Source organism: Streptomyces sp. NPDC093795, from assembly GCF_044764665.1.
In the GTDB taxonomy this organism is placed as follows: Bacteria; Actinomycetota; Actinomycetes; order Streptomycetales; family Streptomycetaceae; genus Streptomyces.
This window is the reverse complement of record NZ_JBIWIO010000008.1, coordinates 331,733-356,457: the sequence shown is the minus strand read 5'-3', so window position 1 is coordinate 356,457 and position 24,725 is coordinate 331,733. Positions and strand designations below refer to the sequence as shown.

Here is a 24,725-nt window from a genome sequence, read left to right as displayed (position 1 = left end):
GTTCTCCCTTACGGATGTGCCCACCGCGGCACGCGGGTCAGACATGACGCAAGGGGGTGCGGCGTGTTCGGTTGCGCGGTGATCCGGCTGTGGGCGGCCGAGCGCGAGGAGCTCTCCACCGCGCGTGCTCCGGACGGCCCTCGGGCCGCCACCGACCGCATCCTGCAGCTGGGCTCCCAGTCGGCCAAGGTGGTGCAGCCCGTGATCGCCACCCTTCCCGGCGACGCGTTGGCGTACCTGCTGAGCGACCTGGTCCAGATGGCGGAGGGGGCGGGGACGTCGTGGCGGGACGATCCGGCGGCCGCCGCTCTCGGGGACGTCCTGGCCATGGCCTCGCTCGGCGTCCGACTGGTCACCGACGACAGCGTCCTGTCGGAAGAGCTGCGGCGCGAGTCCCACGTGCTGCGGGGAGCCGCTGCCCTGCGGCACGGCGAGGACGAGGAGGCGCTGCGGCAGTTCGCCCACGCGCTCCACGCGCTGTCGGCGGGGGAGGCCCCCCTCGCCCGGACCCTCGCGACGATCGGCCGGCTCGTGGCCGCCTCCGACGGCCCGGACGCGGCCGCCTTGCGATCCGCGGTGGCGACGGAGCTGACGACGCTCACCGGTCGGGGCTCGGGGGAACCGAGGGAAGCCGTGCTCCGCTCCCTGGACGTCCGCCTGTCCGCCCGTGAGACGGCGGCGCGTGCCTGGGGGCTCGGAGACCCGGAGGCCGCGGCGCTGTTGGCGGAGTGGCTGCGGGACCACGATCCCGACGAGGCAGCCGAGTTGAGATGGGTGACCGCACGGCGGATGATCGCGGACGCCGACACTCCGGAGACCGCTGCCGCACGGGCGCGGCTGCTCGACGCGGCGTTCGCCGCCCACCACGGCACGACCCTGTTCCAGGACGTGCTGGCGCTCTTCTACCAGAACAGCGGTCGGCCGCAGGCCCTGCTGGCGGTTCTGAAGCCTTGGAACGCCGCGCGCCCCGACGACATGGACCTCGCCCTCCGGCTGGCGGAGACGTACCGGCAGGTGGGTGCTCCCGAGGAGGGCGCGGCCGTTCTCCGTACGCTCGTGTCGGAGCCGCCCGTGCCCGGCGAGGAGCGCCTCACCCACCATCTGGCCGTCCTCCTCGCGGAAGCGGGTTCCCCCGACGCGCCCCGGTGGGCCGATCATCTGGCCCGTCTCACCGTGGCGGAGGAGACCGCCGCGCTGCTCCCGAGCGCCGCGCGCGCGGAGCTCTCGCATGCTCCACGGTCCGCTCCCCTCGCCGCCCACTACGCCGACGGCACGCTGACCATCGATCCGTCGGCCGCCGCGGCCCTGGCGCCAGGAGAGATCCAGGCCCACATCGCCGCGGCGATGATCGTCGGCGGCCCCGACGGGGAGGAGCTGTTCCGCACGCTCGCCGCCGAAGCGCCCGACACCGCGGCGCAGGTGGCGGACCTCCTCGGCATCCCACCGGGGGCGCGCTCACCCGAAGCGCCGCCGTCCGAGGCGGACGAGCTCTTCCGCCGTGCCGAAGCCCACTTCGCCCAACGCGAGTTCGACCGGGCAGTCACGTGTTACGACGGCGCTCTGCGGCTTTGTCCCGATCATGTGCAGGCCCTCCTGTTCCTCGGCGACGTGTATTTCGTCCAGGACCGGTTCGCGGTGGCCCGTGCCTATTTCGAGGAGTCGCTCGCCGTCGAGGAGACCCCGATGGCCTGGCGTTTCCTCGGTGACGCGCTACGGAAGACGTCCGCCGACACCGCGGAGGTCCGCGCCTGCTACGAGCGGGCCCTCGCGCTCGACCCCGGGTACGGGGGCGCCCGGCAGGCACTCGCGTCCCTCCCCCCGGCGACGGAGTCCGACGGCGGGGCGGACGACCCCCGCCGGGACGGCACGGAGCCCGCTTCCCCGGAGGAACCGGCAGCGGCTCCGCCGAAGATGTCGCGGGCGCGGCGCGCCTGGCGCAGGTTACGGCGTCCGGCTGCGCCTCAGGCGCCCGGCCGGACCGACGGTGCCGGCCGGACCGACGGGCCGGGCTCCGCCGTGGTGGAGGAGGAGTACGACGCGCTGTCTGCCGCCGGTGTGCGCCACCGCATGCCCGCGCTGATCGAAGTCACACTCCGCGAGCGCGAGCCCTGGACGGCGGAGCTCCTCGACGCGCTGACGGACGACGACGCGTTCGCACGGTGGCAGGACCGATGGCTGCCCGATCGCCTCGATTCCGCGTTCCTCACCCTCAGGACGCTCTCCTGGCAGTGGAACGCGAAGGCCGGGGAGACAGGGCGCGCGCTGCTCATGGCGGAACGCCAGGTACAGCTCGCGACCGACCTGCCGTCCCAGTGGTCACAGGACACCCCTGAATTCCCCGGTCGCGCCCTGCTCGTCTCCCACGGCCTGGGAATGAAGGCGGAGTTCCTCACCGACTTCGGGCGCTACGCCGAAGCGCTCGCCGTGCTGAGAGACGCCGAGGCCTGGCTGGAGCGGGACCGGGAGGAGCGCGAGCTGATCGGCAGGCCGCTGACCGGCCTCGTGGGCCCCTTCGTCCATCGGGAGAACCCCCGCGCCGACCTGTACGCGAAGCTCGCCGCGGCGGCCGAGCGCTGCGGGGACGCCGAGGCCGCCGAGCGGTACGACCTGCTCGCGGACCGGTGGCGCGAGGAAGCACCGCCCTCCGACCACACCCGGATCGCGACGCTGTGCGCGCAGGCCCTCGTCGCGCTCGTGGACGGGGAACCGGACGCGTGCTTCCGCCTGCTCGACACCGCGCTGCCGCTCGCCGTGCGCGAGGCGGGGCAGAGTCCCGTCGAGCACGCGCTCGCCCTGGTCCACCACACCCGCGCGCAGGCCCTGCGCATCCTCGGGCCGCAGCGCACGGCGCTGAGACACGCGGCCCTGGCCCGCCGGCACAACTCGGGGAACGCGGACCGGCTCGCGTCCGACTGGGTGCTCACCGCCGAGATCCTCGGCACCCGCCCCGAGCTCGGAGACCCCCTGGAGGCGTACGAGCACGTGCTCCAGCTGTCCGGGGTGGCCGCGGACAGCGACTCTCCCCTGGTGTGGCGCCCGCGCCGCGGTCCCGGCGCGCCGGTACGCATCGAGAACGCCGAGCGGGCCTGGCAGGTCGTCGCGCCCATGGCCCGGGCCGCCTGGGCGGCCGACGAGCCGGAGACCGCGATCCGCGTCCTCGAGCTGGGCGTCGAACTCTCCGATCTCGTACGGTCCGCTCAGCCCGATCCCGCCCTGCGGCGGCGCCTCCAGGAGGCACGCGCCGAGGTGTACGAGCTGCTCGTCCAGTACCGCCTGGACAGCGCCGCCGCGTCCGGGGACGTCGACCGGTTCAAAGCCGCCTTCACCGCCACGGAACGGCTGCGTTCCCGTACGCTCCTCGAGACGCTGGGCACCGCGGACCTCAGACCGCCGGACGGCGTTCCGGCCGATCTGATCGGCCGCGAGTCCGCGCTTCTGCGCGAACGCACGGCGCTGGAACAGGCACCGCGCACGAACTGGGCGAGGCTCCAGACCGTGCAACGGGAGCTGCACGCCCTCTGGTCGGAGATGGCGGCGCTCCACGTGTCGGGCGCGGAGTACGCCGAGGTGCGCTCCGCGGCGGCCGTCACGGCCGGTTCGGCCCTCGCTCAACTGCGCGGGGAGCAGGTCGTTGTGGCCTCGTACGCCCGGCTCGACGACGGCCGGATCGTGCTCTTCGCGCTCGACGCGCCCTCCGGACTCACCGTCACACCGATCGACGCGGACGGTGCGCGCCTGGCGCGATTCGTGGAGGACAACCTCGGAAGTGCCGGGCAGGTCAGGGAGATGGCCATCGACATGCCCGGCCTCTTCCAGCAGGTGCTCTCACCGCTCGTCGCCCCGCTGGCGGCCCTGACCCGGCCGGAGGACACCGTGGTGATCTGCCCGACCGGCCCCCTGCACAACGTCCCCTTCCACGCGCTGTGTCCCGACGGACCGGCGTCGCTGATCGAGCGGAACCCGGTCGCGTACCTGCCGAGCGTCTCGCTGCTGCGCACCCTCACCCACCGCGAGTCGCGGATCGGGCGGGGAGCCGTGGTGCTCGGTGATCCCGGGGGCGACCTGCCGTACGCGCGTGAGGAGGCGCGCCTGCTCGCCGCGCGCCTGGGCACCGAGCCGCTCCTGGGCGCCGACGCGACACGGCGGCGGGTGCTCGACGCGATGCGCGGTGCCGAGATCCTCCACGCCGCCTGCCACGCGACCTTCAGGGCGGACGACCCGCTGTCCTCGGGTCTGGCGCTCGCGGACGGTCCGCTCACCGGACGGGACATCCTGCGGGAGGACTGGCACGGCGTGCGGCTGGCCGTTCTCTCGGCATGCGAGACCGGCCTCGGAGGTGCCGACCGGTCCGACGAGGTGCTGGGGCTGAGCCGGTCCCTCCTCTTCTCCGGAGTGCGGTCCCTCGTCATGAGCCTGTGGCGGGTTCCGGACCGTTCGACCGCCGACATCATGGGGTCGTTCCACGACCTGACCCTGGCGGGCGCGACTCCGGCGCACGCGCTGCGTGCGGCGGTTCTCGCCTCCCGCGACCGGCCCGGCGGGGACCGTCTCGACCGCTGGGCCGCGTTCTGCCTGCTCGGGGAGTGGCGGGCGGACCGGGACACCGGCGGCAGGACCGCCACACCCCCCGAGATCCTCTAGCGGATGGAGCAGTCATGACGGACACCTTGGACCTCTCGCCCCGGCTCCCGGACGGCTTCCGGCTGGTGGGGCTGGTCGAGCCGACCGTGGAGGAGGAAGAGACCGACAGGGCCTTCAGTACGGTCGACGAGACGACGGTACGGATCCTGCGGCGCGAGACGAGGATCGGACTCGCCCGGGGTGATGTCACACCGGTGGACGCCGGCGAGGCCGGGGTCCAGGGGTACGACATCCCTCTGATCCTGGTGGTCCAGACGCATCCCGAGTCCACGGTCGTCTGGTCTCGTCTGGTCCTCGATCTCTCCCCGACCCCCGGGGCCACTGTCGCGGCCATGTCGCCCACCCTGGTGGAGGGGGACACCCCGCAGGAGATCGAGACCACGCTGGGGGCCAGTCTCACGTTCAGCGTGGCGGGGACGCCGCTCGGTGTGGAGGCGGGCCCCGAGGTCCTGAGGCGTCGGACCGTCTACTGCCCGCGCATCACGTCGTCCGGCGTCGGATTCTCCACGGCCTACTGGGACTTCAGGGCGTCCGACCGGGAGTTCCTGCATGTCAACGAGGAACTGCGGCTCCTCGTCCGGGCCCCGGCGGATCGCCCCGTCGACGCGGTCGTGACCCTGCGCACCCGCGTCCGGCCCAGGGGGCTCGGCCGTTTCCTGCGCCTGTCGGGCAAGCTCGCGGGGCTCGACGGCAGTTGTCGCCTCGTGTGAGGGGGCGGCTGGTCCGTTCGGCGGCTCTCGGGCCGGGCGGCTTCCCCGTCACTCCTCCCGTGTCATCTCCACGAGTTTGACCACGGTGTTCCAGTTGCGGGCGGTGACCACGAGGCCCTTGACGACGGACGGCCTGTTGACGGCCTCGGCGAGGGTGGATCTGCCCAGGCCTTCGGGGGCGTAGAGGTAGAGGACCCGGTCGCCGAGGGCGAACGCCTGGGGGTGGTGGGCCTGCTGGTCGATGGCGGCGAAGCGCTCCGGGTCGGCGGGGCCGGAGAAGTAGAAGGCGTGGAGCTGTTTGCCCTCGAGGTCGGCGGCGGGGAAGGGGCAGGCGTCGGCGACGGCCGCGAGATAGTCGCCGTCGCGGACGAGGCAGTCGACGCGGAAGCCGAAGTGGCGTTCGATCGCGTCCTCGACCTGGGTGGTGAGTTCGTCCTCGCCGGCGGGCGAGTCGGTGGTGAAGACGGCGTTCCCGCTCTGGAGGTACGTGCGGACGTTCCGGTGGCCGAGGCCTTCGAGGACGGACCGGAGCTCCGGCATCGGTACCTTGCGGTGTCCGCTCACATTGATGCCGCGGAGCAGGGCCGCGTATGTCTTCGCCATGCGTTCACCTTAGGTCGGCCACCGCGCCTCGTGGGGGGCGGCACGGTGGCCGGTTCGAACACTCGCCGATGGAGGCGATCGGCGAGAAGACCCGTCACCCATCTGTGACTTATTCAACAAGGTTTCGTAATGACGAATCCATCATTTGCGCTGATAGCGGGCGAGGACCCGGTTGCCGTCCTCGACCAGCCGTGCGCGCAGTTCGGCCTCGTCGATGGCCCCGCTGTAGTACTCCTGGAAGGCCGGGGTCGCCACCTTGTCCTTCCACTCCGGATAGCCGCGCACCGACTGCGCGGGCGCGGGCCGCAGGTGCCGGGCCACCGCCGCGCCGATCGCCCAGCCGTCCTCGGGGGTGTGCAGGGAGGGGTCGGCGAGCGCGGCCGTGCCGGTGGGCAGCATCCAGTCGCCGCGCGCGAGCCGCACCATGTTCGCCGGCCGCAGGAAGAAGTCGAGGAACTCCACCGCCTCCTTCTTGTACGGGCTGTCCTCGGCGATCGACAGGGTCTGCGGGGAGACGCCCTGGGTGAGCCCGGCGCTTCCGGCGGGGGCGGGCAGCACCGTCCATTCGAAGCCCTCGGGGGCCTGCTGGGCGATCTGCTGCCGGTAGGCGAAGCCGAGCGGGACCATGGCGTACTTGCCGGCGAAGAAGCCGGGGAGGGTGTCGGAGCCGCCGCTGCCGAGTGTGGTGCGCGGGGCGGAGCGGTCGGTGACGACCTGGTCGTGGAGGGTGCCGGGGACGACGGCGTCGGCCTCGGTGAAGCGGACGGTGACCCGTCCGTCGGGCTCCCGGTGGAAGAGCCGGCCGCCCGCGGAGAGCCCGAGGTTGAGGCTGACGGAGACCGGCTCCTTGAGCGGCCAGGCGACGGCGTACCTGCCGGGGCCCATCTCCCGGGTGAGGTCCTGGGCGATCTGCCGGAACTCGGCCCAGGTCCACGGCTTCTCGGGGGTGGGGACGCGGACGCCCGAGGATTCCAGGATCTTGCGGTTGGCGATGATGACGCGCGGTTCCTGGAGGAACGGCACGCCGTAGATCCCTTCGCCGAAGGTGGTGGTCTCCCAGCTGCGGGCGGGGATGTCGGCGCGGAGCCGTTCGGGCAGCAGGGTGCGCAGGTCGGCGAGGTGGCCGCCGTAGGCGAAGTCGGCCAGGTCGTCGGAGGCGTCGTGGATGATGTCGGGCGCCTCGCCGCCCTCGAAGGAGGTGAGGAGCTGGTCGTGGACGGAGTCCCAGCTGCCCTGGACGTAGTCGATCTGGACGTCGGGGTGGGCGGCGTTCCACTCCTTCACCAGCTGCCGGTTGGCGTCGACGGACTCCTTCTGCCAGGCGAGGGACTGGAAGCGGAGCCGTACGACTCCGTCGTCGGAGCCCTCGTCCCCCGCCGTGCAGCCGGTGAGGAGCAGGGCGAGCGCGGCGGCGGCCGTCAGGATCCGTCTCATGACTTCACCGCCCCTGCCAGCATCCCGCCGGTGAGCCGTCGTTGGAGGACGGCGAAGACGACCAGGGACGGCAGTGTCGCGAGGAAGGCCGCGGCGGCCAGCGGGCCGAGGTCGGCGACGCCCTCGGCGCCGAGGAAGTGGGTGAGGACGACCGGCAGGGTCTGCTTCTCCGGGGTCTTGAGCAGGACGAGCGCGAAGAAGAACTCGTTCCACGCGGTGACGAAGGCGAACAGGGCGGTGGCGACGATGCCGGGGACGAGCAGCGGGGCGGTGACGGAGACGAGGGTACGGAGCCGCCCGGCGCCGTCGACTGCGGCGGCCTCCTCCAGTTCGGCGGGGACGGCCCTGACGTATCCCATCAGCATCCAGAGGGCGAAGGGCAGCGACCAGACCACGTAGACCAGGACGAGGCCGAACACGCTGTTGACGAGGTGCAGGTTCTTGAGGATCAGGAAGAGCGGGATGATCACCAGGACGAACGGGAAGGCCTGGCTGATCACCACCCAGCCGGTGGCGGCGGAGGCGAGTCTGCCCTTGTGGCGGGCCGTCACATAGGCGAGCGGGGTCGCGACGGCCACCGCGATCACGGCGGCCGAGACGGCGGCGAGCAGGCTGTTCGCGGCGGCCCTGAGCAGCGGCTGCTCGTCGAACGCCTGCCGGAAGTTGGCGAGCGTGGGCTCCTCGGGGATCCAGGTGGGGTGGAGCGAGGCCAGCTCGGGGGCGGGCTTGAAGGCGGTGGAGACCAGCCAGAGGAAGGGGAAGGCGAGGAAGACCAGGTACGCGAGGAGGGCGAGGTACTGGCCGATCCGCGCGGGTCTGCTCGTCCGGAGTGCGCTCACCGGTCCTGGTCCCCTTTCAGCCGGCGTACGAGGGAGAGGGCGATGAGGACCGAGACGGCAGCGATCATCACGCAGCCCATCGCGGCGGCGTAGCCGAACTGTCCGTAGCGGAAGGCCTCCTCGTAGGCGAAGAGCATGGGGAGCCGGGTCCGGCCGCCGGGTCCGCCGTTGGTCAGGACGTAGACCAGGGCGAACGAGTTGAAGTTCCAGATGAGGTTGAGGGCGGTGATGGCGAGGGCGACGGGTCTCAGCGCGGGCCAGGTGACGGCGCGGAAGCGGCGCCAGGCTCCGGCGCCGTCGAGGGCGGCGGCCTCGTGGAGCTCGCGCGGGGTGTTCTGGAGTCCGGCGAGGAGGGCGACGGTGGTCTGCGGCATGCCCGCCCAGACGCCGACGACGATGACGGCGGGCAGGGCGGTCGCGAGCCCGGAGAGCCAGTCGTGGCCCTCGCCGAGGCCGAGGCCGCGGAGGGTCTCGTTGAGGATGCCGGCATCGGGGTTGTAGACGAGCCGCCACATGATGCCGACGACGACCTCCGGCATCGCCCACGGGACGATCGCGAGGGCCCGTGCCAGCCACCGGAAGCGGAGGTTCTGGTTGAGGAGGAGGGCGAGGCCGAGGGCGAGCAGGAACTGCGGGACGGTGACGCCGACCGCCCAGATCACGCCGATGCGGAACGAGTCCCAGAAGAGGGTGTCGTGCAGCAGGTCCTGGAAGTTGAGGGTGCCCACCCACCGGGTGGCCTGGGTGCGGCCGGACTGCGCGTCGGTGAAGGCGAGCGCGATGCCGTAGAGCAGCGGGCCGACGCTGAGGACCAGGATGGGCAGGAGCGCGGGGAGCACCAGGAACCAGGCGCCGAAGTCGGGTCCGCGCGGGCGTGTCCCGTGGGCGGCGCGCGGTGTGCGCGTCGCGCCCGGCCGCTTCGTCGCGGTCTCCGAGCTCACCGATCGGACCCCCCGTCCGCCTGCTTTCGCCGCCGTGGGAACCCCGCCATGGTCCTGACGGACCGTGGGCCCGTCAAGGCGATCTACGTGATGAGCTGCGTGGATGCGAGACTTTGGCGCAATCGCACAGGTGAGGGAGAGGTCGATGGACGAGGCGCGGGCGCGGGAGATCCTGGCGGCGGCGGGGCTGCCGGTGGCGGAGGCGCGGCTCATCGCCCTCGGTGAGAACGCGGTCTTCGCCGTGGGCGCTCTCGCCGTGAAGGTGGGCCGGGACGCGGAGGTGTTCGAGCGGGCCGAGCGTGAGGTGGCGCTCGCCGGCTGGCTCGCCGGGGCGGGGATCCCGGCGGCGCGGGCCGCCGAGGAGAAGCCGCTCCTGGTCGACGGGCACCCGGTGACCTTGTGGCATCGGCTGCCCGAGGCGGTGCGGCCCGCGGAGCCCCGTGATCTGGCGCCGCTGCTGCGGGCCGTCCACGCCCTGCCGGAGCCGGTGGGCTTCACGCTGCCGCGCCGCGATCTGCTCGGCGGGGTGGAGCGGTGGCTGCGGCTCGCGGGGGACGCGATCGACCCGGCGGACGCGGCCTTCCTGCGGGAGCGGCGCGACGCCTTCGCGCCGGCGGCCGCGGCCCTGACCCCGCGTCTGACGCCTGGTCCGATCCACGGTGACGCCCTGCCCCGGAACGTGCTGGTCGGCCCCGAAGGACCGGTCCTGATGGACCTGGAGACCTTCTCCTCCGACCTGCGCGAGCACGACCTCGTGGTGCTCGCGCTCTCCCGGGACCGGTACGGCCTCGATCCGGCGGCGTACGAGGCGTTCACGGAGGCGTACGGCTGGGACGTCCGGGAGTGGGAGGGGTGCGCGGTGCTGCGGGGGGCGCGGGAGACGGCGAGCTGCGCGTGGGTGGCGCAGCACGCGCCGACGAACCCTGCGGCCCTTGCCGAGTTCGAGCGGCGGGTGGCCTCGCTGCGGGACGGCGACCCGGAGGTGCGCTGGTACCCGTTCTGACGTCGAGGCGCTAGTACGAGACCGCCGTGACCGCCTCGCGCAGGGGCCAGGTGGGGTCGACGACCGCGTCCGTGTCGCCCTTGCGGCGCAGGAAGGCCTGGAAGTTCTCGGCCCAGAGGCGGTACCAGCCGATCTGCCGCTCGTGCAGTTCGGCCGGGTTCAGCGCGGCGACCTCGGGGTGCCGCTCGGCTATCGCGACGGCGACCCGGACGGCGGCGAGCGCGTCGGCGGCGGCCTGGTGGGCGGCTTCGAGCACCACGCCGTACTCCCCGCAGACGGCTTCCAGGGTCCGTTTGCCGCGCCGGTAGCGGTCGACGGCCCGGTCGATGGTGTACGGGTCGATGACGGGCCCGATGCCGGTGCCGCCGAGGCGCTCGCTCAGCGAGGGCAGTCCGTGGCGGCGCAGCTCCGCGGAGAGGAGCGTCAGGTCGAAGGAGGCGTTGTACGCGACGATCGGCACGCCCTGGTTCCAGTACCCGGTCAGGGTCTCCGCGATCTCGTGGGCGACCTCGCGCACCGGCCGGCCCTCGGCGGCGGCCCGCTCGCTGCTGATGCCGTGGATCGCGGAGGCCTGTTCGGGGATGCGGATGCCGGGGTCGGCGAGCCAGTCGCGCTGCCGGCTGACCCGTCCGCCGTAGTAGCCGACGATCGAGGCCGTGACGATACGGGCCTCCAGTGGATCGGTGCCGGTCGTCTCCAGGTCGAAGCCGACCAGCGGTTCCCCATGCCAAGCCATCGGGTCCTCCTTACGTGATCTCCCCCGTGGTGCTGACCACCCTCGCACGCACCACTGACAACGCCCCCGGGGTCCCCCGGCGGGGTGTCAGGAGACGGGCCGTGAGTCGAGCCAGACCGACTCGAACTCCTCCCGATATGTCTCGAAAAGTCCGTGATCGCCGTCACGGAATCCCTGGCCGTGGCGCACCACGTTCCGCCCGCCGCCGCGCAGGACGAGGACCGGCGCCTCCATGCCCCGGGCCCGGCGGAGGTAGGACTGCACGACGCCGACGCCGTCCGGGCCGTCGCCGTCCACCAGGTAGGCGGTGAAGCGGGGGGTCTCGTCGAAGACGTGGATCTGGAAGGCGCCCGGGTCGCGGAGCTTGGAGCGGACCCGGCGCATGTGCAGGATGTTCATCTCGACGGAGCGGCTCAGCTCGCCCTTCTTGAGGCCGAGTTCCCGCTCACGCCGCTTGACCGCGCTGCTCGCGGGGTTGAGGAAGAGGAGCCGGGTCCGGCAGCCGGACTCGGCGAGCCGGACCATGCGGCGGCCGGAGAAGTTCTGCACGAGCAGATTGAGACCTATGCCGGTCGCGTCGAGGCGGCGGGCCCCGCCGAAGAGGTCCTCGGCCGGCAGCTGCCGCTGGAGCCGCACCCGGTCGGGGTGGACGGAGACCACGTCCGCGTACCGGTCGCCGACGAGGTCCTCGACCGCGTCCACGGGCAGCCGGTCGGCGGACGGCACCCCGGCGCCGCTGCCGAGGATCTCCAGGATGCGGGCGGAGGCCCGCTCGGACTGGGCGAGCACGGTCAGCGAGAGGGCCCGGTTGCGGGAGACCACGTTGCGCGTGACCTCCAGCTCGTCGAGGGCGAGTTCGACCTCGCGCCGGTCGTCGAAGTAGGGCTCGAAGCAGGGCCAGTGCTGGACCATCAGCTCCCGTAGCTGCGGGAGCGTGAGGAAGCTCAGCACGTTGTCGTCGGCCGGGTCGAGGAGGTAGCCCTTGCGCCGCGACACCTCGCGCACGGCGACGGCCCGCTGCACCCACTCCTGGCCCGCCGGGCCCGCCGCGGCCACCACCCAATCCTCGCCGTGCACCGGCTCGTACACGGGTCGCAGGACGGCGGCGACCACGGCACGGAGCCGCTGCTCGACGAGATTCAGCCAGATGTACGCCCGCCCGGCGCGCTGGGCGCGGGTGCGTACCTCGCTCCACGCCTCGGCGCCCCAGTCGAGCTCCGCCCCGATCTCCACCGGCCGGGCGACGGTGACCGTGCCGGGCGGCACGGCTCCCGGCGGCGCGACCGCGCCGGGCGACGCCTCAGCGGGGTCGGCCGGGCCCCCCTCGTGACCCGCGTCACCTGGGGGCAGCTCAAGACCTCCCGAGCTCACCCGCGCACCGCCTTCTGCTCCTGGACGCCCGTGTCGACCGGTCCGACAACGATCAAGGAAGGGTACTCCGCGAGCGGGAGGCGGTGCAGCAGGATCGTCAGGCTGCTTGCTCAACTCCCCAGATCGGGCTGCCCGTTCTGGGAGGCGAGATCGGCCGGAGTGAGCGGATTCATAGCGGTTACGTCCCTGGGTGCGAGCTGGAAGCCCTGCCAGTGGACCGGCATCGGCTGCTGGTCCTCGTCCCGGGCGATGTGGTGGAACCCGATGTTGACCCACACGGAAGGCTTGGTCAGCGTCTCTCCGTTGACCCACTTGTCGACACTGTCGCCCGCGCCCGGCGCGCAGTTGCCGATGTTGTTGCTCGCGAACTGCTCGCAGGCACGCGCCTGCGTGAAGTACACGTCGTGCTTGGTGAAACCGCGCCCCGCGTGGGTGTCGGTGTGGCCGGGCGCGATCTCGTACGAGCGGGCGTGGCCGTCGGCGTTCTTGCCGGTGCCGCTGACCACCCGCCACCAGCGCATGTTCTTCGCGTCGCCGGCGAGCTCCTTGGTGACGACGGTCCGCTTGGTCTTCACGGTCGGTCCGCCGTCGCCCACGGGCGGGGTGACGGTGGAGTCGAACTGCTCGATCCGGTCCTTGGTGGAGCCGTCGAGACCGAAGTCGAGCTTCCAGAAGACGTTGTGGGCGTGGCTGGTGGCGTAGGCGCGGGCACCCTTGCCTATGGGCCAGCCGCGGCCGTCGGTGGCGTTGTAGTCGACGGGCGAGAGGCTTCCGGTGGCTCCGACGTTGGCGCCGATGGTGCCGTCGGCGGAGAACCGCCACTCGGAGATGTACTCGTACCAGCCGACCTTGTTGACGGTGTAGACGAGCAGGTCCTTGGCCTGGGCCTGCCAGACCGTGGAGCCGTTGTCGCTGGCCATGCGGTACGCGTGGCCACGCGCCCGCGTGGTGGTGCACAGGCCCTTGACCTGACCGACCTCGGGCACCTTGACGGTGGTGAGGGTGCCGCCGGGGCACTCGGCCGGCTTGAGATTCTGCAGGCCCCAGCCGAAGCCCGCTCCGGTGAGGTCGTCGTACTCGGCGGCGCCGTCGTCATAGGGCACGTGGATCTGGGCGAGCCGGGCGCTGGTGAGGACCTTGACGGGGGCGGCGGCGCCGGGCGGCTGGTAGGTGATCTTGTCGAGCGTGAGCCCGGCGTCGGTGTCGTAGCGCCAGCACATGCGCCAGGTCGCGCCGCCGTCGAGCTTCTGGGTGATGCGGTACGCGGTGGAGCAGTCGGCCGGGATCACCGGCGCCGGACGGGTCGGGGCCGGAAGGTTCGGGGCCGGCGGCCGCGGTGGGGAGGGGGCGGCGGTGGCCCCGGAGACGGGGCCCGCGGCGGCCGTGGCGGTGCCGAGCAGGGCGGCCGCGGCCAGGACGGCGGCACGCCTGCGCGTGCGCGGGTTTCGCAAGGTGGACATGGGAACGTACTCCCTCGTACGGAGATCGGGCGGGAGGACCGGGGGCGGCGGTGGTCAGCCGACGCGGGTGACGGTCCTCGCGGAGAGGTCGACGATCAGGTTCCGGGTGTCGATCCAGGCCCCGTTGAGAACCTTGGTGACGAGCCGGACGCACCGGTGCTCCCCGCAACGGGAGAGCTGCGCGGGCACGTTCGCCTCGCGGTAGGTGCGGTAGACGTCGCCGTTGAACCACAGCTGCGCGGTGGAGGTGAGCTCCTTGCCGGTGGCGTCCCTGTAGTCCTCCGCGACGCCCTTGCCGAGCGGGCTCGCGAGGATCAGTTCCAGGGCCTCGCGCAGCTCCTCGGGGTGGGCGGAGGGCTGGACGCCGCGCCGCGCACCGGAATTCTCGACCTTGCCGGTGTCGAGGTTGACGGTCCGGGTGATGAGCTCGTCCCGCGCGTAGTCGTAGAAGCGGACCTCGGCGCGGCGTGTCGCGTCCTGCGGCAGCGGGTCCGCGAGGTCGGTGCCGAGGTGCTGCGGCCCCCGGCCGCCGTCGACGTCCTGCTGGGCGGCGGCGCCGGGCGGGGTCAGCGCCAGGCTCTCGGCCCGTACGAGCTCGTCGTCGGTGAGCGGGTCGCCGCCCACGCCCTTCTTCCCCTCGGCGGCCGGGGGTGCCACGGTCGCCGGCGCGGGCGCGACCGCCCCCCGCGGGTCGGCGACGCCGGGCGCCGCGCCGTCCCCCGCCCCGCTTGCTCCGCCCCCACCCGTGGCGCCGTCGACCGTGGAGCCTCCCACCGGCCTCGGCGCACCTTCCGCCCCTTGACCCGCTCCCGCCTGGCCCGGCAGGCTGATCGCGACCGCGACGGCGGTTCCCGTCACCGCCATGGCCGCTCCGGCCACCACCTTCCCCAGGTGGCGGCGCGCTATTTCGTACACACTTCCCCCTCTTTCCCCCTCTTTGATCTGCGGTCACCCGGTAGGACGGAGCGAAGTCCTAGGAGGTTGCCCCTCTTTCGGGCAGGATCTGGCCGAAGAACATCTCCACAAACCCGGACAGAAGAGGAATAGTCGTATCCATGCAAGTCTGGCCGGGACAGGCGTACCCCCTGGGCGCCACCTATGACGGAGCGGGAACCAACTTCGCGGTCTTCTCGGAGGCCGCCCACAGGATCGAGCTGTGTCTGCTGCACGACGACGGCTCGGAGACGGCGGTCGAACTGCGCGAGACCGACGCGTTCGTGCGGCACGCCTATCTGCCGGGCGTGATGCCGGGACAGCGGTACGGGTTCCGGGTGCACGGCCCGTACGCCCCGGAGCGCGGGCTCCGGTGCAACGCGGCGAAGCTGCTCCTCGACCCCTACGCGCGCGCGGTGTCGGGGCAGATCGAGTGGGGCGAGTCGGTGTACGGCTACCCCTTCGGGCGGCCGGACGCGCGCAACGACCTGGACTCGGGCCCGCACACGATGGCCTCGGTCGTGGTCAACCCGTACTTCGACTGGGGTGACGACCGGCGTCCGCGGACCGAGTACCACCACACGGTGATCTACGAGGCCCATGTGAAGGGCCTGACGATGCTCCACCCGGACCTTCCGGAGGAGCTGCGCGGGACGTACGCGGGCCTCGCGCACCCCTCGGTGATCGGGCACCTGAAGGAACTGGGCGTGACCGCGCTCGAACTGATGCCCGTGCACCAGTTCGTGAACGACCACCGGCTCGTGGACGCGGGGCTCTCCAACTACTGGGGCTACAACACGATCGGTTTCTTCGCCCCGCACAACGCCTACGCATCCTGGGGCGACCGGGGCCAGCAGGTCCTGGAGTTCAAGTCGGCGGTCAGGGCGCTGCACCAGGCGGGCATCGAGGTCATCCTCGACGTGGTCTACAACCACACCGCCGAGGGCAACCACCTGGGCCCGACGCTCTCCTTCCGGGGCCTGGACAACCCCTCGTACTACCGGCTCGCCGACGACCCCAAGTACTACATGGACACCACCGGCACCGGGAACTCGCTGCTCATGCGGTCCCCGCACGTGCTCCAGATGATCATGGACAGTCTGCGGTACTGGGTGACCGAGATGCACGTGGACGGCTTCCGCTTCGATCTGGCGGCCACCCTGGCCCGCCAGTTCCACGAGGTGGACCGGCTGTCCTCGTTCTTCGACCTGGTGCAGCAGGACCCGGTGGTGAGCCAGGTGAAGCTGATCGCCGAGCCCTGGGACGTCGGCGAGGGCGGCTACCAGGTGGGCAACTTCCCGCCACTGTGGACCGAGTGGAACGGCATGTACCGGGACTGCGTACGGGATCTGTGGCGGGGCGAGCCGCGCACCCTCGCGGAGTTCGCCTCCCGGCTCACCGGCTCGTCCGACCTCTACCAGGACGACGGCCGGCGGCCGCTCGCCTCGGTCAACTTCGTCACCTGCCACGACGGCTTCACCCTGCGGGACCTCGTCTCGTACAACGAGAAGCACAACGAGGCGAACGGCGAGGGCAACCGCGACGGCGAGAGCCACAACCGCTCGTGGAACTGCGGCGCCGAGGGCGACACCGAGGACGTCGGGATCGCGGAGCTGCGCGCCCGCCAGACGCGCAACTTCCTCGCCACCCTGATGCTGTCGCAGGGGGTGCCGATGCTCAGCCACGGCGACGAGTTCGGGCGGACGCAGGGCGGCAACAACAACGCGTACTGCCAGGACAACGAGGTGTCCTGGGTGCGCTGGCCCAAGGCGGACAGCCCGGAGAGCGAGGCGGAGACCACCCTGCTCCGGTTCACCCGGGCGATGGTGCGGCTGCGCCGGGACCATCCGGTCTTCCGCCGCCGCCGCTTCTTCCACGGACGGCCGGTGGAGGGCACCCACGACGAGCTGACGGACATCGCCTGGTTCACGCCCGAGGGCGAGGAGATGAAGTCCCGCGACTGGCAGGCGGCGCACGCCCAGGCGCTCACCGTCTTCCTCAACGGCAACGCCATCTCGGAGCCCGGCACCCAGGGCGAGCGGATCGCCGACGACTCCTTCCTGCTGATGTTCAACGCCTCGTCGAAGGAGCTGGAGTTCGCGGTGCCGGACAGCCACGGCGCCTGCTGGCAGACGGTGGTGGACACCTCCGACCCGGAGGGCATGCCGCCGCTGGAGGGCCCGGAGCTCGCGGCCGGGGAGCGGGTGACGCTCGCGCCGCTCAGCCTGACCGTTCTGAGACGGCCGGTCTGACCTCGCGTACGGGAGCCGGCACCCGTACCGCCCAGGACAGCAGTGCGCAGGCCACGGCCGCCCCCACCGCCACCGCGAAGGCGGCGGGGGCGCCGTGGCCTTCGGCGAGCCGACCGGAGACGGCGAGGGCGAGGGCCTGCCCGCCGACGATCCCGCTGGTCAGGAAGGCCATGGACTCGGCGAGCCGGGCGGCGGGAACGGTCCGCTCGGTGAGACCGAAGACCGTGATCAGATGCGGGGCGTACGCCGCGCCGAGGACGACCACGACCGCGTACAGCGCCCCGAGCGAACCGACGAACAGCAGCGGTACGGAGAGGACCACGAGCGCGGCGGTCGCGGCCCGCCAGCGGGTCATGAGGCCGATACGGGCGGGCACGGCCGCCATCGAGAGGCCGACGGCGGCGCTCATCACGCCCATCGCCGCATAGACGAGCCCCGCCTGGGCGGGCGCGCCGAGCTTCTCGGTGAGCGCGGTGATCCCGGCCTGCGAGGCGCCGAACATCGCGCCCTGGAGGACCATCGCGCCGCGCAGGGCGTACGCCGACCCCGGCAGCCGCGTCCGTTCGGCCTCGCCCGATCGGGTGGACGCCGAAGGGTCCGGCGCGGTGGCCTTCGCCGTCGGGTGGAGGGCGAAGGCCGTCCCGCAGACGGCGAGCAGCAGCGCCGCGAGGAGGAGGGCCGCGGCCGGATGGGCGAGGGCGGCGGCCAGGCCCACGAGCGCCGGGCCGAGGACGAAGGACACCTCGTCGAGGGTGCCCTCGAAGGAGAGGACGGTACCGACGGTCCGGTCGTCCGCGCCGGATCGGCGGGCGAGGGCCACCGAGCGGGTCCTGGCGAGCGGCCCGACCTGGGGGACGGTCGCTCCGGCGACCGCACCGAGGAGCATCAGCGGGCCGGTGGCGGCGTGGCCCAGCGCGGCGAGGACGAGGGCCGTGACGGCGACCGCGTTGGCGAGGGAGGCCACGAGGACGACTCCGCGCTGGCCGTGCCGGTCGGCGAGCCGGCCGATGACCGGCCCCGCGACGGTCTGTCCCGCGGCGAGCGCGCCGCCCGTCAGGCCGGCCGTGGCGAGGGAGCTGCTCGTCTCGGCGACCAGGAGCAGGCTGCCGAGCTGGCACATGGCGGTGGGCAGGCGGCCCAGGAAGGAGACGACCGGCAGGGCGGTACCGAGCAGCGACAGGGTGTCGCGATACATCCGGAGCATCGGACAAACGTAACGCGATGCACACGAACGGATGCATGGGGCGATGACACAGAAGCCCCCGCACGGGGTACGTACGTTCGCATGACCTCCCTCCAGGCCCTTTCCGCCCTCCCCACCGCGACCTACCGGCTCCAGCTCCAGCCGGAGTTCCCGTTCGCCGCCGCCGAGCGGGCCGTGCCCCATCTCGCCGACCTCGGGATCTCGCACCTCCATCTCTCCCCCGTCCTGGAGGCGGTCCCCGGCTCGACCCACGGGTACGACGTCACCGACCACGGGTCCGTACGGGCCGAACTGGGCGGCGAGGAGGGGCTGCGGGCCCTCGCCGCGACCGCGCGGGCGCACGGGCTCGGGCTCGTCGTCGACCTCGTGCCCAACCACATGGCGGCCTCCCCGCGGCACAACCGGGCACTGCGGGCCGTGCTCCGCGACGGCCCCGACTCGCCGTACGCCCGCTGGTTCGACATCGACCGGTCGGCCGGGGACGGCCGGCTGCTGCTCCCGGTGCTGCCCGCGCGGCTCCCCGAGGTACGGGACCGGCTGCGGGTCTCCGGCGGGGCGCTGCACCTGGACGGGCAGGAGTTCCCGCTGCGGCCCGGCACGGAGGGGCTGCCGCTCGACGAGCTGCTCGACGCCCAGTGGTACCGGCTCGGCTGGTGGCGGCTCGCCCGCACCGAGCTCAACTACCGCCGGTTCTTCACCATCTCGGAGCTCATCGGGGTGCGGGTGGAGGAACCCGAGGTGTTCACCGCGACCCACGCGAAGATCGTCGAGCTGGTCCGGGACGGGGTCGTCGAGGGGCTGCGCATCGACCATCCGGACGGGCTCGCCGACCCGCAGGGCTATCTGGAGGACCTGGCGGCGGCGACCGGCGGGAGGTGCTGGACGGTGGTCGAGAAGATCCTCACGGGTCCTGAGACGCTGCCCACGGCCTGGCCGGTGGCGGGGACCACCGGCTACGACGCCCTGCGTCACCTCGACGGGGTGTTCACCGACCCCCTGGGCGCGGCGGAACTGACGGACCTGTACCGGGAGTTCGTGGGCAGGTCCGGGGACAGGGGCGGCCAGTGGGAGGCGACCGAGCGGCGCGCCGCGTACGAGGTGGTGGGGCACGACCTGGCCGCCGAGACCGCCGTCCTCACCCGGATCGCGGAGCGGATCTGCGCCGCCGACCCGGCACTGCGGGACCACGCGCCCTGGGCGCTGCGCACCGCGATCCGTGAACTCCTCGTCCGGACGCCCGTCTACCGCGCGTACCGGACCGGCGGCGAGGAGGTCCTGACCCCGGAGGCGGCGCGCGGCGCGAAGGCGGCGTTCGCGGTGCCGGAGGAGGCCGCGGCGGTCGACGTCGTACGCGGTCTGGCGCTCGGCGCGCTCGGCGAAGGACCTGAACACCGGGCGTTCCGGGCCAGGTTCGCGCAGACCTCATCGGCACTGCGGGCCAAGTCGGTGGAGGACACGGCCTTCTACCGGTACACCCCGCTGCTCTCGGCGAACGAGGTGGGCGGCGACGCGGGCCGGCCCGCCGTGCCGGTGGAGGAGTTCCACGCGTACTGCGCCCGGATCGCCCGGGACTGGCCGGGCACCGGGACCGTGCTGTCCACGCACGACACCAAGCGCAGCGCCGACGTCCGGGCGGCGATCGCGGTCCTCGCCCAGTGCCCGCAGGTGTGGGCAGAGCTCCTCACGGAGGTGGCGGGGGTGCCCGCGCCCGACCCGCACGTGGCCTGGACGGCCTGGCAGACCGCCTTCGGCTTCGGCACCCCGGACGCGGAGCGGCTGGGCCCCGCGATCCTCAAGTCCGTACGCGAGGCGGGTCTGCGAACCAGCTGGACGGAGCCCGACACGGAGTACGAGCGGGCGGTGGCCGAGTTCGCGGCGGCCGGGCCCGGCCGCATCCCGCTCCGGGCCGCCTCGGAGGCGGCCTTCGCCCTGGAGCCGCACATCCGGGCGCACGCGCTCGGGGTGCTCCTCGCACAGCTGACGATGCCGGGGGTGCCGGAGCTGTACCAGAACACGGAGCGGGAGTACCGGGCGCTCGTCGACCCGGACAACCGGGCCCCGTTCGCGGCCGGCCCTGACGACGACCGTACGGCCCTGGTCCGCGCGGCTCTCGGGCTGCGCCGCGAACGCCCGGAGGCCTTCGGCGCGGCGGGCACGTACACCCCGCTGACGGCCGAGGGGCCGGCCGCCTCGCACTGCCTGGCCTTCGCCCGCTCCGGCGAGGTGGTCACCGCCGTCACCCGGCTCTCGCTGCGGCTCTGGGAGGCGGGCGGCTGGCAGGACACGGAGCTGGTACTTCCGGAGGGCCGCTGGGCCGATGTCCTCGACGGTGTACGGGAGTTCACCGGCGGTCCGGCGACGGAGCTCAAGCTCGCGGAGCTCTTCGCGGAGCGGCCGGTGGCGCTGCTCGCACGGCTCGGCGACTGAGGCGAGGCCCCGGGGGCGTCCCCCGGGGCCTGCGGACGGTCAGAAGCGGGAGGCGCGCGTGACCTCGCACTTGGTGTACTCGGAGCCGTCGCCGGTTCCGGCGTACGGGGTGGTCAGCTCGGCCTTCGCGGACGCGCCCGACGCGACGGCGATGCCGGTCTCGATGGCGGTCATCGGGAGGACGTCGCTGCCGGCGCCGGTGAACTTCATCGTGACGTTGTAGTCGTAGTCCGTCGAGTCGTCGTTCTTGACGGTGATCCGGGCGACGAGGTTCTTGGTCGCCGGGTCGTACGTGCACTCGTCGATGACCACGTCGCGGGCCGCCTTGTCGGCGCTGCTGGAGCCGCCGGGCACGGAGCCGCCGGAAGTGCCGCCGGAGGTGGTGCTGTTGTCGCTGCCGTTGCTGCTGGAGCTGGAGCTGGAGCTGCTGTTGTTGTCGCAGCTGCCGCCGTTCGAGCCGCGGGCACCGGTCAGGGCGACGACCGCGATACCGAAGACAGCGATGGCGCGGACATGACGCATCTTCATGTTTGAATCCCCGTTGAAAGTGGTACTAAATAAGGCTCCTTGACGAGCGCACGTCACCCTAGCAGCGGTCGGGGGTCCGCTCGCCACTCCTGTTCCGCCCCTCCTGCCCCGGCCCGGTTCAGCCGCCGGGCCGGACGATCAGACTGCGCGGGGCCCGGGTGATGAGGCCGGTGTGCGTCGGGCGGAAGCCGTCGGCGAGCCGGAGCCGGGGCATGGCCGTGAACAGCGCGCGCAGGGCGTACTCGGCTTCGAGACCGGCGAGGACGACGGCCGGGCAGAAGCCGGAGCCGTACGTGAGTTGGCCCGGGTCGTCGCGGAGCGGGTCGAAGCGGTCGGGCTCGCGGAAGCGCTCCGGGTCCCGGCCGGCCGAGCCGACGAGCAGCGCGACGGACGCGCCCGCCGGGACGACGCCGCCGCTGACCGGCACCTCGGCGCTGGTACGGCGCACGGCGACCTGCACCGGCGGGTCGCGCCGCAGCGACTCGGTCCAGGCCCGCCCCACGAGGCCGGCGGGGGCGTCACGGAGGGCAGCGACCTGGTCGGGGTCCACCAGGACGTTGCCGAGGAAGGACGCGAGCGCCTTCTCCCGTACGGCGATCTGCGCGCCGCACTCCCCGGCGAGCGCCCCCGCGGCCCGGCCGCGCACGAGTCGCATCATGTCGCGGTAGGGCACGCCGACGGCGGCGGCGACGGTGCCCGCGGGCAGCCAGTGGCAGAAGTCGGCGACCAGGTCGGCCTGGGGCCGCTCGGCGATGCGGCGGGCCAGGACGTACGCGGTGCGTTCGGTGACCGACCGCATGGCCTCCACGTCGACGTCGACGTGGGCCCGCGCGCACGGCGGGTCCCCGGGCCGGTGCCCGTGTGTGAAGCGGCTGTCGGTGAGGGCGGTGGCCACGTCCGCGTACCGGGAGAGCACCCAGGCGCGCAGCAGCGGGTCGTAGGTGAGCGGGAACTCCTCGCGCAGGGTGCGATGGATCCTGTGCGGGTCGCGCGTGGCACCGGGGTCGAGGGGGCTCGGCGCGACGGTCCTGGACCCCGGCGGGAAGGGCCTCGCCGGCCCCCCGGGCCGGGCCGCGGTCGGATCGGCCGTGGTCGGATCGGTGGCGGTCGGATCGGCCGTGGTTCGCACGCGCCTGGGGAGGAACGCCGAGCCGACTCGTCGCGGCACCCTGGCGAACGCACGCGAACCGGAGCGGGTCCGGGCCTCCGACGGCGACGTCCCGGTCGACCCTGCCGTCCCGGCCTCCGGCCCGGGCGTCCCGGCCTTCGGCCTCGACGGCCTCGCCGGAGCCATGGAGGGCAGCCGCGTCCAGGGGTCGCCTGACGGCACCTCCGGCGTGTCGTCGTTCCCTATGCCGTGCTTCGGCTCGTCGCTCATCGCGGGCCCCTGTCGGTCGGCGGTGGGTGCCGCGGCCGGAGATCGTGGCGCGCGTCCGACCAGACCATCACCGCGCGGGCCGCAGCGCCCGCCGCGTACCGCCGAACGGGTGAACGGGTGAAGGGGGAGTGAAGGGGTGAACGGATCCGGGGAGGGGCTCAGCCGTGGGACAGCCGGAACGACATCTGCCCGAAGCCGACGACGTCCCCCGCCCGCACCACCACCGCGCCCGTGACCCGACGCCCGTTGACGGTCGTGCCGTTCGTCGAGCCGAGGTCGCGCAGCACCCACATACCGCTCTGCAGCGAGAGTTCGGCGTGCATCCGGGAGGTGGTCTCGTGGCTGAGCCGGAGTCCGTTGACCGGGTCGCGGCCTATCCGCAGCGGGTACGGGCCGGGCAGGGGCAGCAGCAGCTTCGGCAGCCGCTCCGCGTGCCAGGCGCGCCCGAGCTTCGCCGTGAACGCGGACATCCGTTCGACCGCGCCCAAGACCCGCCGGGTCCAGGTCCCCTCGGACTTCAGGTCGGCGGTGAGGAGGTCGAGTTCGTCCGGCCGCCGGGCCTGGAGCGCGCGCTCCATCCGGAACAGGAACGTGTCGTGCGAGAGGCGGCCCTGAGCGGCGCCCTCACGGAGCAGCACCAGCGCGCGGTCCCGCTCGGCGTCGGTGAGCCGAGGTGAGTTCGCCGGAAGCTCGAAAGGGGTCGTCACACCCGTGATTGTCGGCCCGCCGGACCCGAAGTGTCCAGAAGGGCCCCGGATGGGGCCCCGCGCGCCCCCGTTGTGGGCGTTCGTTTCGCTGGGGCGGTGCCCACCCGCACCCGCCCCGCCCACCTCGTTGTGGGCAACTGTTCCTCTGGGGCGTGGGGGTCCCCCCGGACGGAGTCTGGGGGAGGGTGGGCACGACGGACGGCGCCCCTTGCCGGGCCTAGGCTCCCCGCGCCTGAACCCGCACCCCGTGTGCGCCGCGCCTGGTGGTGCGGGTCCGGGCACAAGGGGCGGAGGCGCCGCCGAGGGCGCCGTCCCGTGTGCCCACCCGTCCCGCCCTGCGGGACGATTGCCCACACGGCGGTGGGCCGGTGGGCGCGGGCGGGCCGGTGTGCGCGGCTGGGCCGATGGGCGCGGGTGGGCCAGTGTGCCCGGCCCTGCCCGGCCCTGCCCTGCCCCGCCCGGGCCCGAAACTCCGTGACGGTCGTTCAAGATCGCTGTTACCGTCTGCCGTCTTCGAGAAGCCGATCCTCCGGGGGAACCACGACGTGACCGCGTCCACTTCGACCACGCACGACCACGCCCACGACCTCGTCATACGTCCGCTCGCCGGACCCGAGGAACTCGACCTGTTCCTCCGCCTGACCTACTCGCTCGACCACGAGCTGGCCGACGACCTCGCCACCGGCCGCCGGGTCCCCGACTGGATGTGGGTGGCACTCGACGGCGACCGGCTTCTCGGCCGGCTCACCTGGGGGACGCACAAGGCCGGCGCGGAGCCGCAGGCGTTCGACTTCTTCGACCTCTCCCCCGAACTGTCCGCCGAGGTCCGCGCGGAGGTCGGTCTTCGGCTCCTGGAGACCGCGACGGCCGCGGTGATCCCGACGGGCGTCAAGCGGCCCGAGTTCGGGCGGTTCATGCCGGCGGACTGGCGCGAGGTCCCGGAGACCCGCTCCCTCCTGGAGTCCCTCTTCTCGGTCCTGGAGCGCACGGGGGCCCGTCCGCTGGTCGAGCGGCTCCGGCTGGAGTGGCGGCCCGGCACCCCCGTACCGGAGCCGAAGGGCCGTCTCGAGTTCCGCCCGGTGCGGGACCGCGAAGACCTGGTCGCGCTGATGACACCGGTGATGGAGGGCACCCTCGACGCGCACGGGCAGGCGGACCTGGCCTCCGGTCTCTCGGCGCGGGAGGCCGCCGAGCTGCACTTCGACGAGGAGTTCGCGCACTACTCCTCGCCCCGCGAGTGGTGGCGGGTGGCCCAGCTGCCGGAGAGCGGCGAGCCGGTCGGCTTCGTCGTCCCCGCGCGCAACAACTACCACCACACCATCGCGTACATCGGTGTGCTTCCCGCCCATCGCGGGCACGGATACATCGACGACATCCTGACGGAGGGGACCCGGATCCTCGCCGCCGCCGACGTCCCCCGGATCCGGGCCGCGACGGACCTGGGGAACGTGCCGATGGCGGCGTCGTTCGCCCGCGCGGGCTACGTCACCTTCGAGCGCGCGATCAACTACGTGTGGGACGCGCCGGGCGTGGCTGACGCCTGACTGCCAGGATGGTC

At 73.0% G+C, this 24,725-nt stretch carries 18 protein-coding genes; 6 read left to right on the top strand and 12 right to left on the bottom strand.

Features of this window, described 5'->3' with window-relative positions; genetic code table 11:
- The first annotated feature begins 63 nt into the window (after positions 1-63).
- Positions 64-4,641 carry a CHAT domain-containing protein gene (locus ACIRB7_RS23075; RefSeq protein WP_403601703.1) on the top strand — a complete coding sequence of 1,526 codons (4,578 nt, stop codon included), beginning with the start codon at positions 64-66 and terminating at the stop codon, positions 4,639-4,641.
- A 14-nt stretch (positions 4,642-4,655) separates the two neighbouring features.
- Positions 4,656-5,351, top strand: a complete 696-nt coding sequence (locus ACIRB7_RS23070) for a hypothetical protein (protein WP_403601700.1) — start codon at positions 4,656-4,658, stop codon at positions 5,349-5,351.
- Positions 5,352-5,399: 48 nt separating this feature from the next.
- Here ACIRB7_RS23070 and ACIRB7_RS23065 read toward each other — a convergent pair whose 3' ends face one another.
- The 4 genes from ACIRB7_RS23065 to ACIRB7_RS23050 all read right to left on the bottom strand — a co-directional run bounded on the left by ACIRB7_RS23065 (position 5,400) and on the right by ACIRB7_RS23050 (position 9,168).
- Positions 5,400-5,954 carry a DUF1697 domain-containing protein gene (locus tag ACIRB7_RS23065; RefSeq protein ID WP_403601697.1) on the bottom strand — a complete coding sequence of 185 codons (555 nt, stop codon included), beginning with the start codon at positions 5,952-5,954 and terminating at the stop codon, positions 5,400-5,402.
- A gap of 141 nt (positions 5,955-6,095) precedes the next feature.
- On the bottom strand, positions 6,096-7,388 hold the full coding sequence (locus ACIRB7_RS23060) for an ABC transporter substrate-binding protein (protein WP_403601694.1): 1,293 nt from the start codon (positions 7,386-7,388) through the stop codon (positions 6,096-6,098).
- Positions 7,385-8,227 (bottom strand): carbohydrate ABC transporter permease, encoded by an 843-nt coding sequence (locus ACIRB7_RS23055; RefSeq protein WP_403601692.1) that lies wholly within the window; start codon positions 8,225-8,227, stop codon positions 7,385-7,387. Before ACIRB7_RS23055 ends, ACIRB7_RS23060 begins: the two co-directional genes overlap by 4 nt.
- A complete protein-coding gene (locus tag ACIRB7_RS23050) occupies positions 8,224-9,168 on the bottom strand; it encodes a carbohydrate ABC transporter permease (RefSeq protein WP_403601689.1) in 945 nt (314 codons plus the stop codon). Before ACIRB7_RS23050 ends, ACIRB7_RS23055 begins: the two co-directional genes overlap by 4 nt.
- A 145-nt stretch (positions 9,169-9,313) precedes the next feature.
- Here ACIRB7_RS23050 and ACIRB7_RS23045 point away from each other — a divergent pair, with 145 nt between their 5' ends.
- Positions 9,314-10,171, top strand: a complete 858-nt coding sequence (locus ACIRB7_RS23045) for a phosphotransferase enzyme family protein (protein ID WP_403601687.1) — start codon at positions 9,314-9,316, stop codon at positions 10,169-10,171.
- A 10-nt stretch (positions 10,172-10,181) separates the two neighbouring features.
- Here the strand turns inward: ACIRB7_RS23045 and ACIRB7_RS23040 are convergent, their stop codons facing one another.
- The 4 genes from ACIRB7_RS23040 to ACIRB7_RS23025 form a co-directional block, all read right to left on the bottom strand.
- The gene (locus ACIRB7_RS23040) at positions 10,182-10,907 is read right to left on the bottom strand and encodes a 3'-5' exonuclease (protein ID WP_403601684.1); all 726 of its coding nucleotides are present in this window, start codon (positions 10,905-10,907) and stop codon (positions 10,182-10,184) included.
- An 87-nt stretch (positions 10,908-10,994) separates the two neighbouring features.
- Positions 10,995-12,278, bottom strand: coding sequence for an SAV2148 family HEPN domain-containing protein (locus ACIRB7_RS23035; protein WP_403601681.1), 1,284 nt, complete (start codon positions 12,276-12,278; stop codon positions 10,995-10,997).
- Positions 12,279-12,388: 110 nt separating this feature from the next.
- The gene (locus tag ACIRB7_RS23030) at positions 12,389-13,738 is read right to left on the bottom strand and encodes a copper amine oxidase (protein ID WP_403601679.1); all 1,350 of its coding nucleotides are present in this window, start codon (positions 13,736-13,738) and stop codon (positions 12,389-12,391) included.
- Between the two features lie 54 nt (positions 13,739-13,792).
- Positions 13,793-14,653 carry a Tat pathway signal sequence domain protein gene (locus ACIRB7_RS23025; RefSeq protein WP_403601676.1) on the bottom strand — a complete coding sequence of 287 codons (861 nt, stop codon included), beginning with the start codon at positions 14,651-14,653 and terminating at the stop codon, positions 13,793-13,795.
- 140 nt (positions 14,654-14,793) lie between these two features.
- Here ACIRB7_RS23025 and glgX point away from each other — a divergent pair, with 140 nt between their 5' ends.
- Positions 14,794-16,923: a glycogen debranching protein GlgX gene (gene glgX / locus ACIRB7_RS23020; protein WP_403601673.1), complete on the top strand. Its 2,130-nt coding sequence runs from the start codon at positions 14,794-14,796 to the stop codon at positions 16,921-16,923.
- Here the strand turns inward: glgX and ACIRB7_RS23015 are convergent.
- A complete protein-coding gene (locus ACIRB7_RS23015; RefSeq protein WP_403601851.1) occupies positions 16,892-18,118 on the bottom strand; it encodes an MFS transporter in 1,227 nt (408 codons plus the stop codon). The genes glgX and ACIRB7_RS23015 overlap by 32 nt on opposite strands.
- A gap of 90 nt (positions 18,119-18,208) precedes the next feature.
- On the opposite strand from ACIRB7_RS23015, the gene treY reads away from it, so the two are divergent.
- Positions 18,209-20,554, top strand: coding sequence for a malto-oligosyltrehalose synthase (gene treY / locus ACIRB7_RS23010; protein ID WP_403601670.1), 2,346 nt, complete (start codon positions 18,209-18,211; stop codon positions 20,552-20,554).
- Between the two features lie 39 nt (positions 20,555-20,593).
- Here the strand turns inward: treY and ACIRB7_RS23005 are convergent, their stop codons facing one another.
- From ACIRB7_RS23005 to ACIRB7_RS22995, 3 genes are all read right to left on the bottom strand, one after another.
- Positions 20,594-21,082 (bottom strand): hypothetical protein, encoded by a 489-nt coding sequence (locus ACIRB7_RS23005; protein ID WP_403601667.1) that lies wholly within the window; start codon positions 21,080-21,082, stop codon positions 20,594-20,596.
- 118 nt (positions 21,083-21,200) lie between these two features.
- Positions 21,201-22,211, bottom strand: coding sequence for a cytochrome P450 (locus ACIRB7_RS23000; protein ID WP_403601848.1), 1,011 nt, complete (start codon positions 22,209-22,211; stop codon positions 21,201-21,203).
- Between the two features lie 407 nt (positions 22,212-22,618).
- Entirely contained in the window at positions 22,619-23,167 is a 549-nt protein-coding gene (locus ACIRB7_RS22995; RefSeq protein WP_403601665.1) for an FHA domain-containing protein, read from the bottom strand.
- A 545-nt stretch (positions 23,168-23,712) separates the two neighbouring features.
- Here ACIRB7_RS22995 and ACIRB7_RS22990 point away from each other — a divergent pair.
- The gene (locus ACIRB7_RS22990; RefSeq protein WP_403601662.1) at positions 23,713-24,711 is read left to right on the top strand and encodes a GNAT family N-acetyltransferase; all 999 of its coding nucleotides are present in this window, start codon (positions 23,713-23,715) and stop codon (positions 24,709-24,711) included.
- Positions 24,712-24,725: the final 14 nt, after the last annotated feature.

What these genes read in the sequence shown, in the direction of transcription:
- ACIRB7_RS23070 (WP_403601700.1), top strand. Translation starts at nt 4,656, where the DNA reads ATGACGGACACCTTGGACCTCTCGCCCCGGCTCCCGGACGGCTTCCGG.
- ACIRB7_RS23065 (WP_403601697.1), bottom strand. Translation starts at nt 5,954, where the DNA reads ATGGCGAAGACATACGCGGCCCTGCTCCGCGGCATCAATGTGAGCGGA.
- ACIRB7_RS23060 (WP_403601694.1), bottom strand. Translation starts at nt 7,388, where the DNA reads ATGAGACGGATCCTGACGGCCGCCGCCGCGCTCGCCCTGCTCCTCACC.
- ACIRB7_RS23045 (WP_403601687.1), top strand. Translation starts at nt 9,314, where the DNA reads ATGGACGAGGCGCGGGCGCGGGAGATCCTGGCGGCGGCGGGGCTGCCG.
- ACIRB7_RS23040 (WP_403601684.1), bottom strand. Translation starts at nt 10,907, where the DNA reads ATGGCTTGGCATGGGGAACCGCTGGTCGGCTTCGACCTGGAGACGACC.
- ACIRB7_RS23030 (WP_403601679.1), bottom strand. Translation starts at nt 13,738, where the DNA reads ATGTCCACCTTGCGAAACCCGCGCACGCGCAGGCGTGCCGCCGTCCTG.
- glgX (WP_403601673.1), top strand. Translation starts at nt 14,794, where the DNA reads ATGCAAGTCTGGCCGGGACAGGCGTACCCCCTGGGCGCCACCTATGAC.
- ACIRB7_RS23015 (WP_403601851.1), bottom strand. Translation starts at nt 18,118, where the DNA reads ATGTATCGCGACACCCTGTCGCTGCTCGGTACCGCCCTGCCGGTCGTC.
- treY (WP_403601670.1), top strand. Translation starts at nt 18,209, where the DNA reads ATGACCTCCCTCCAGGCCCTTTCCGCCCTCCCCACCGCGACCTACCGG.
- ACIRB7_RS23005 (WP_403601667.1), bottom strand. Translation starts at nt 21,082, where the DNA reads ATGAAGATGCGTCATGTCCGCGCCATCGCTGTCTTCGGTATCGCGGTC.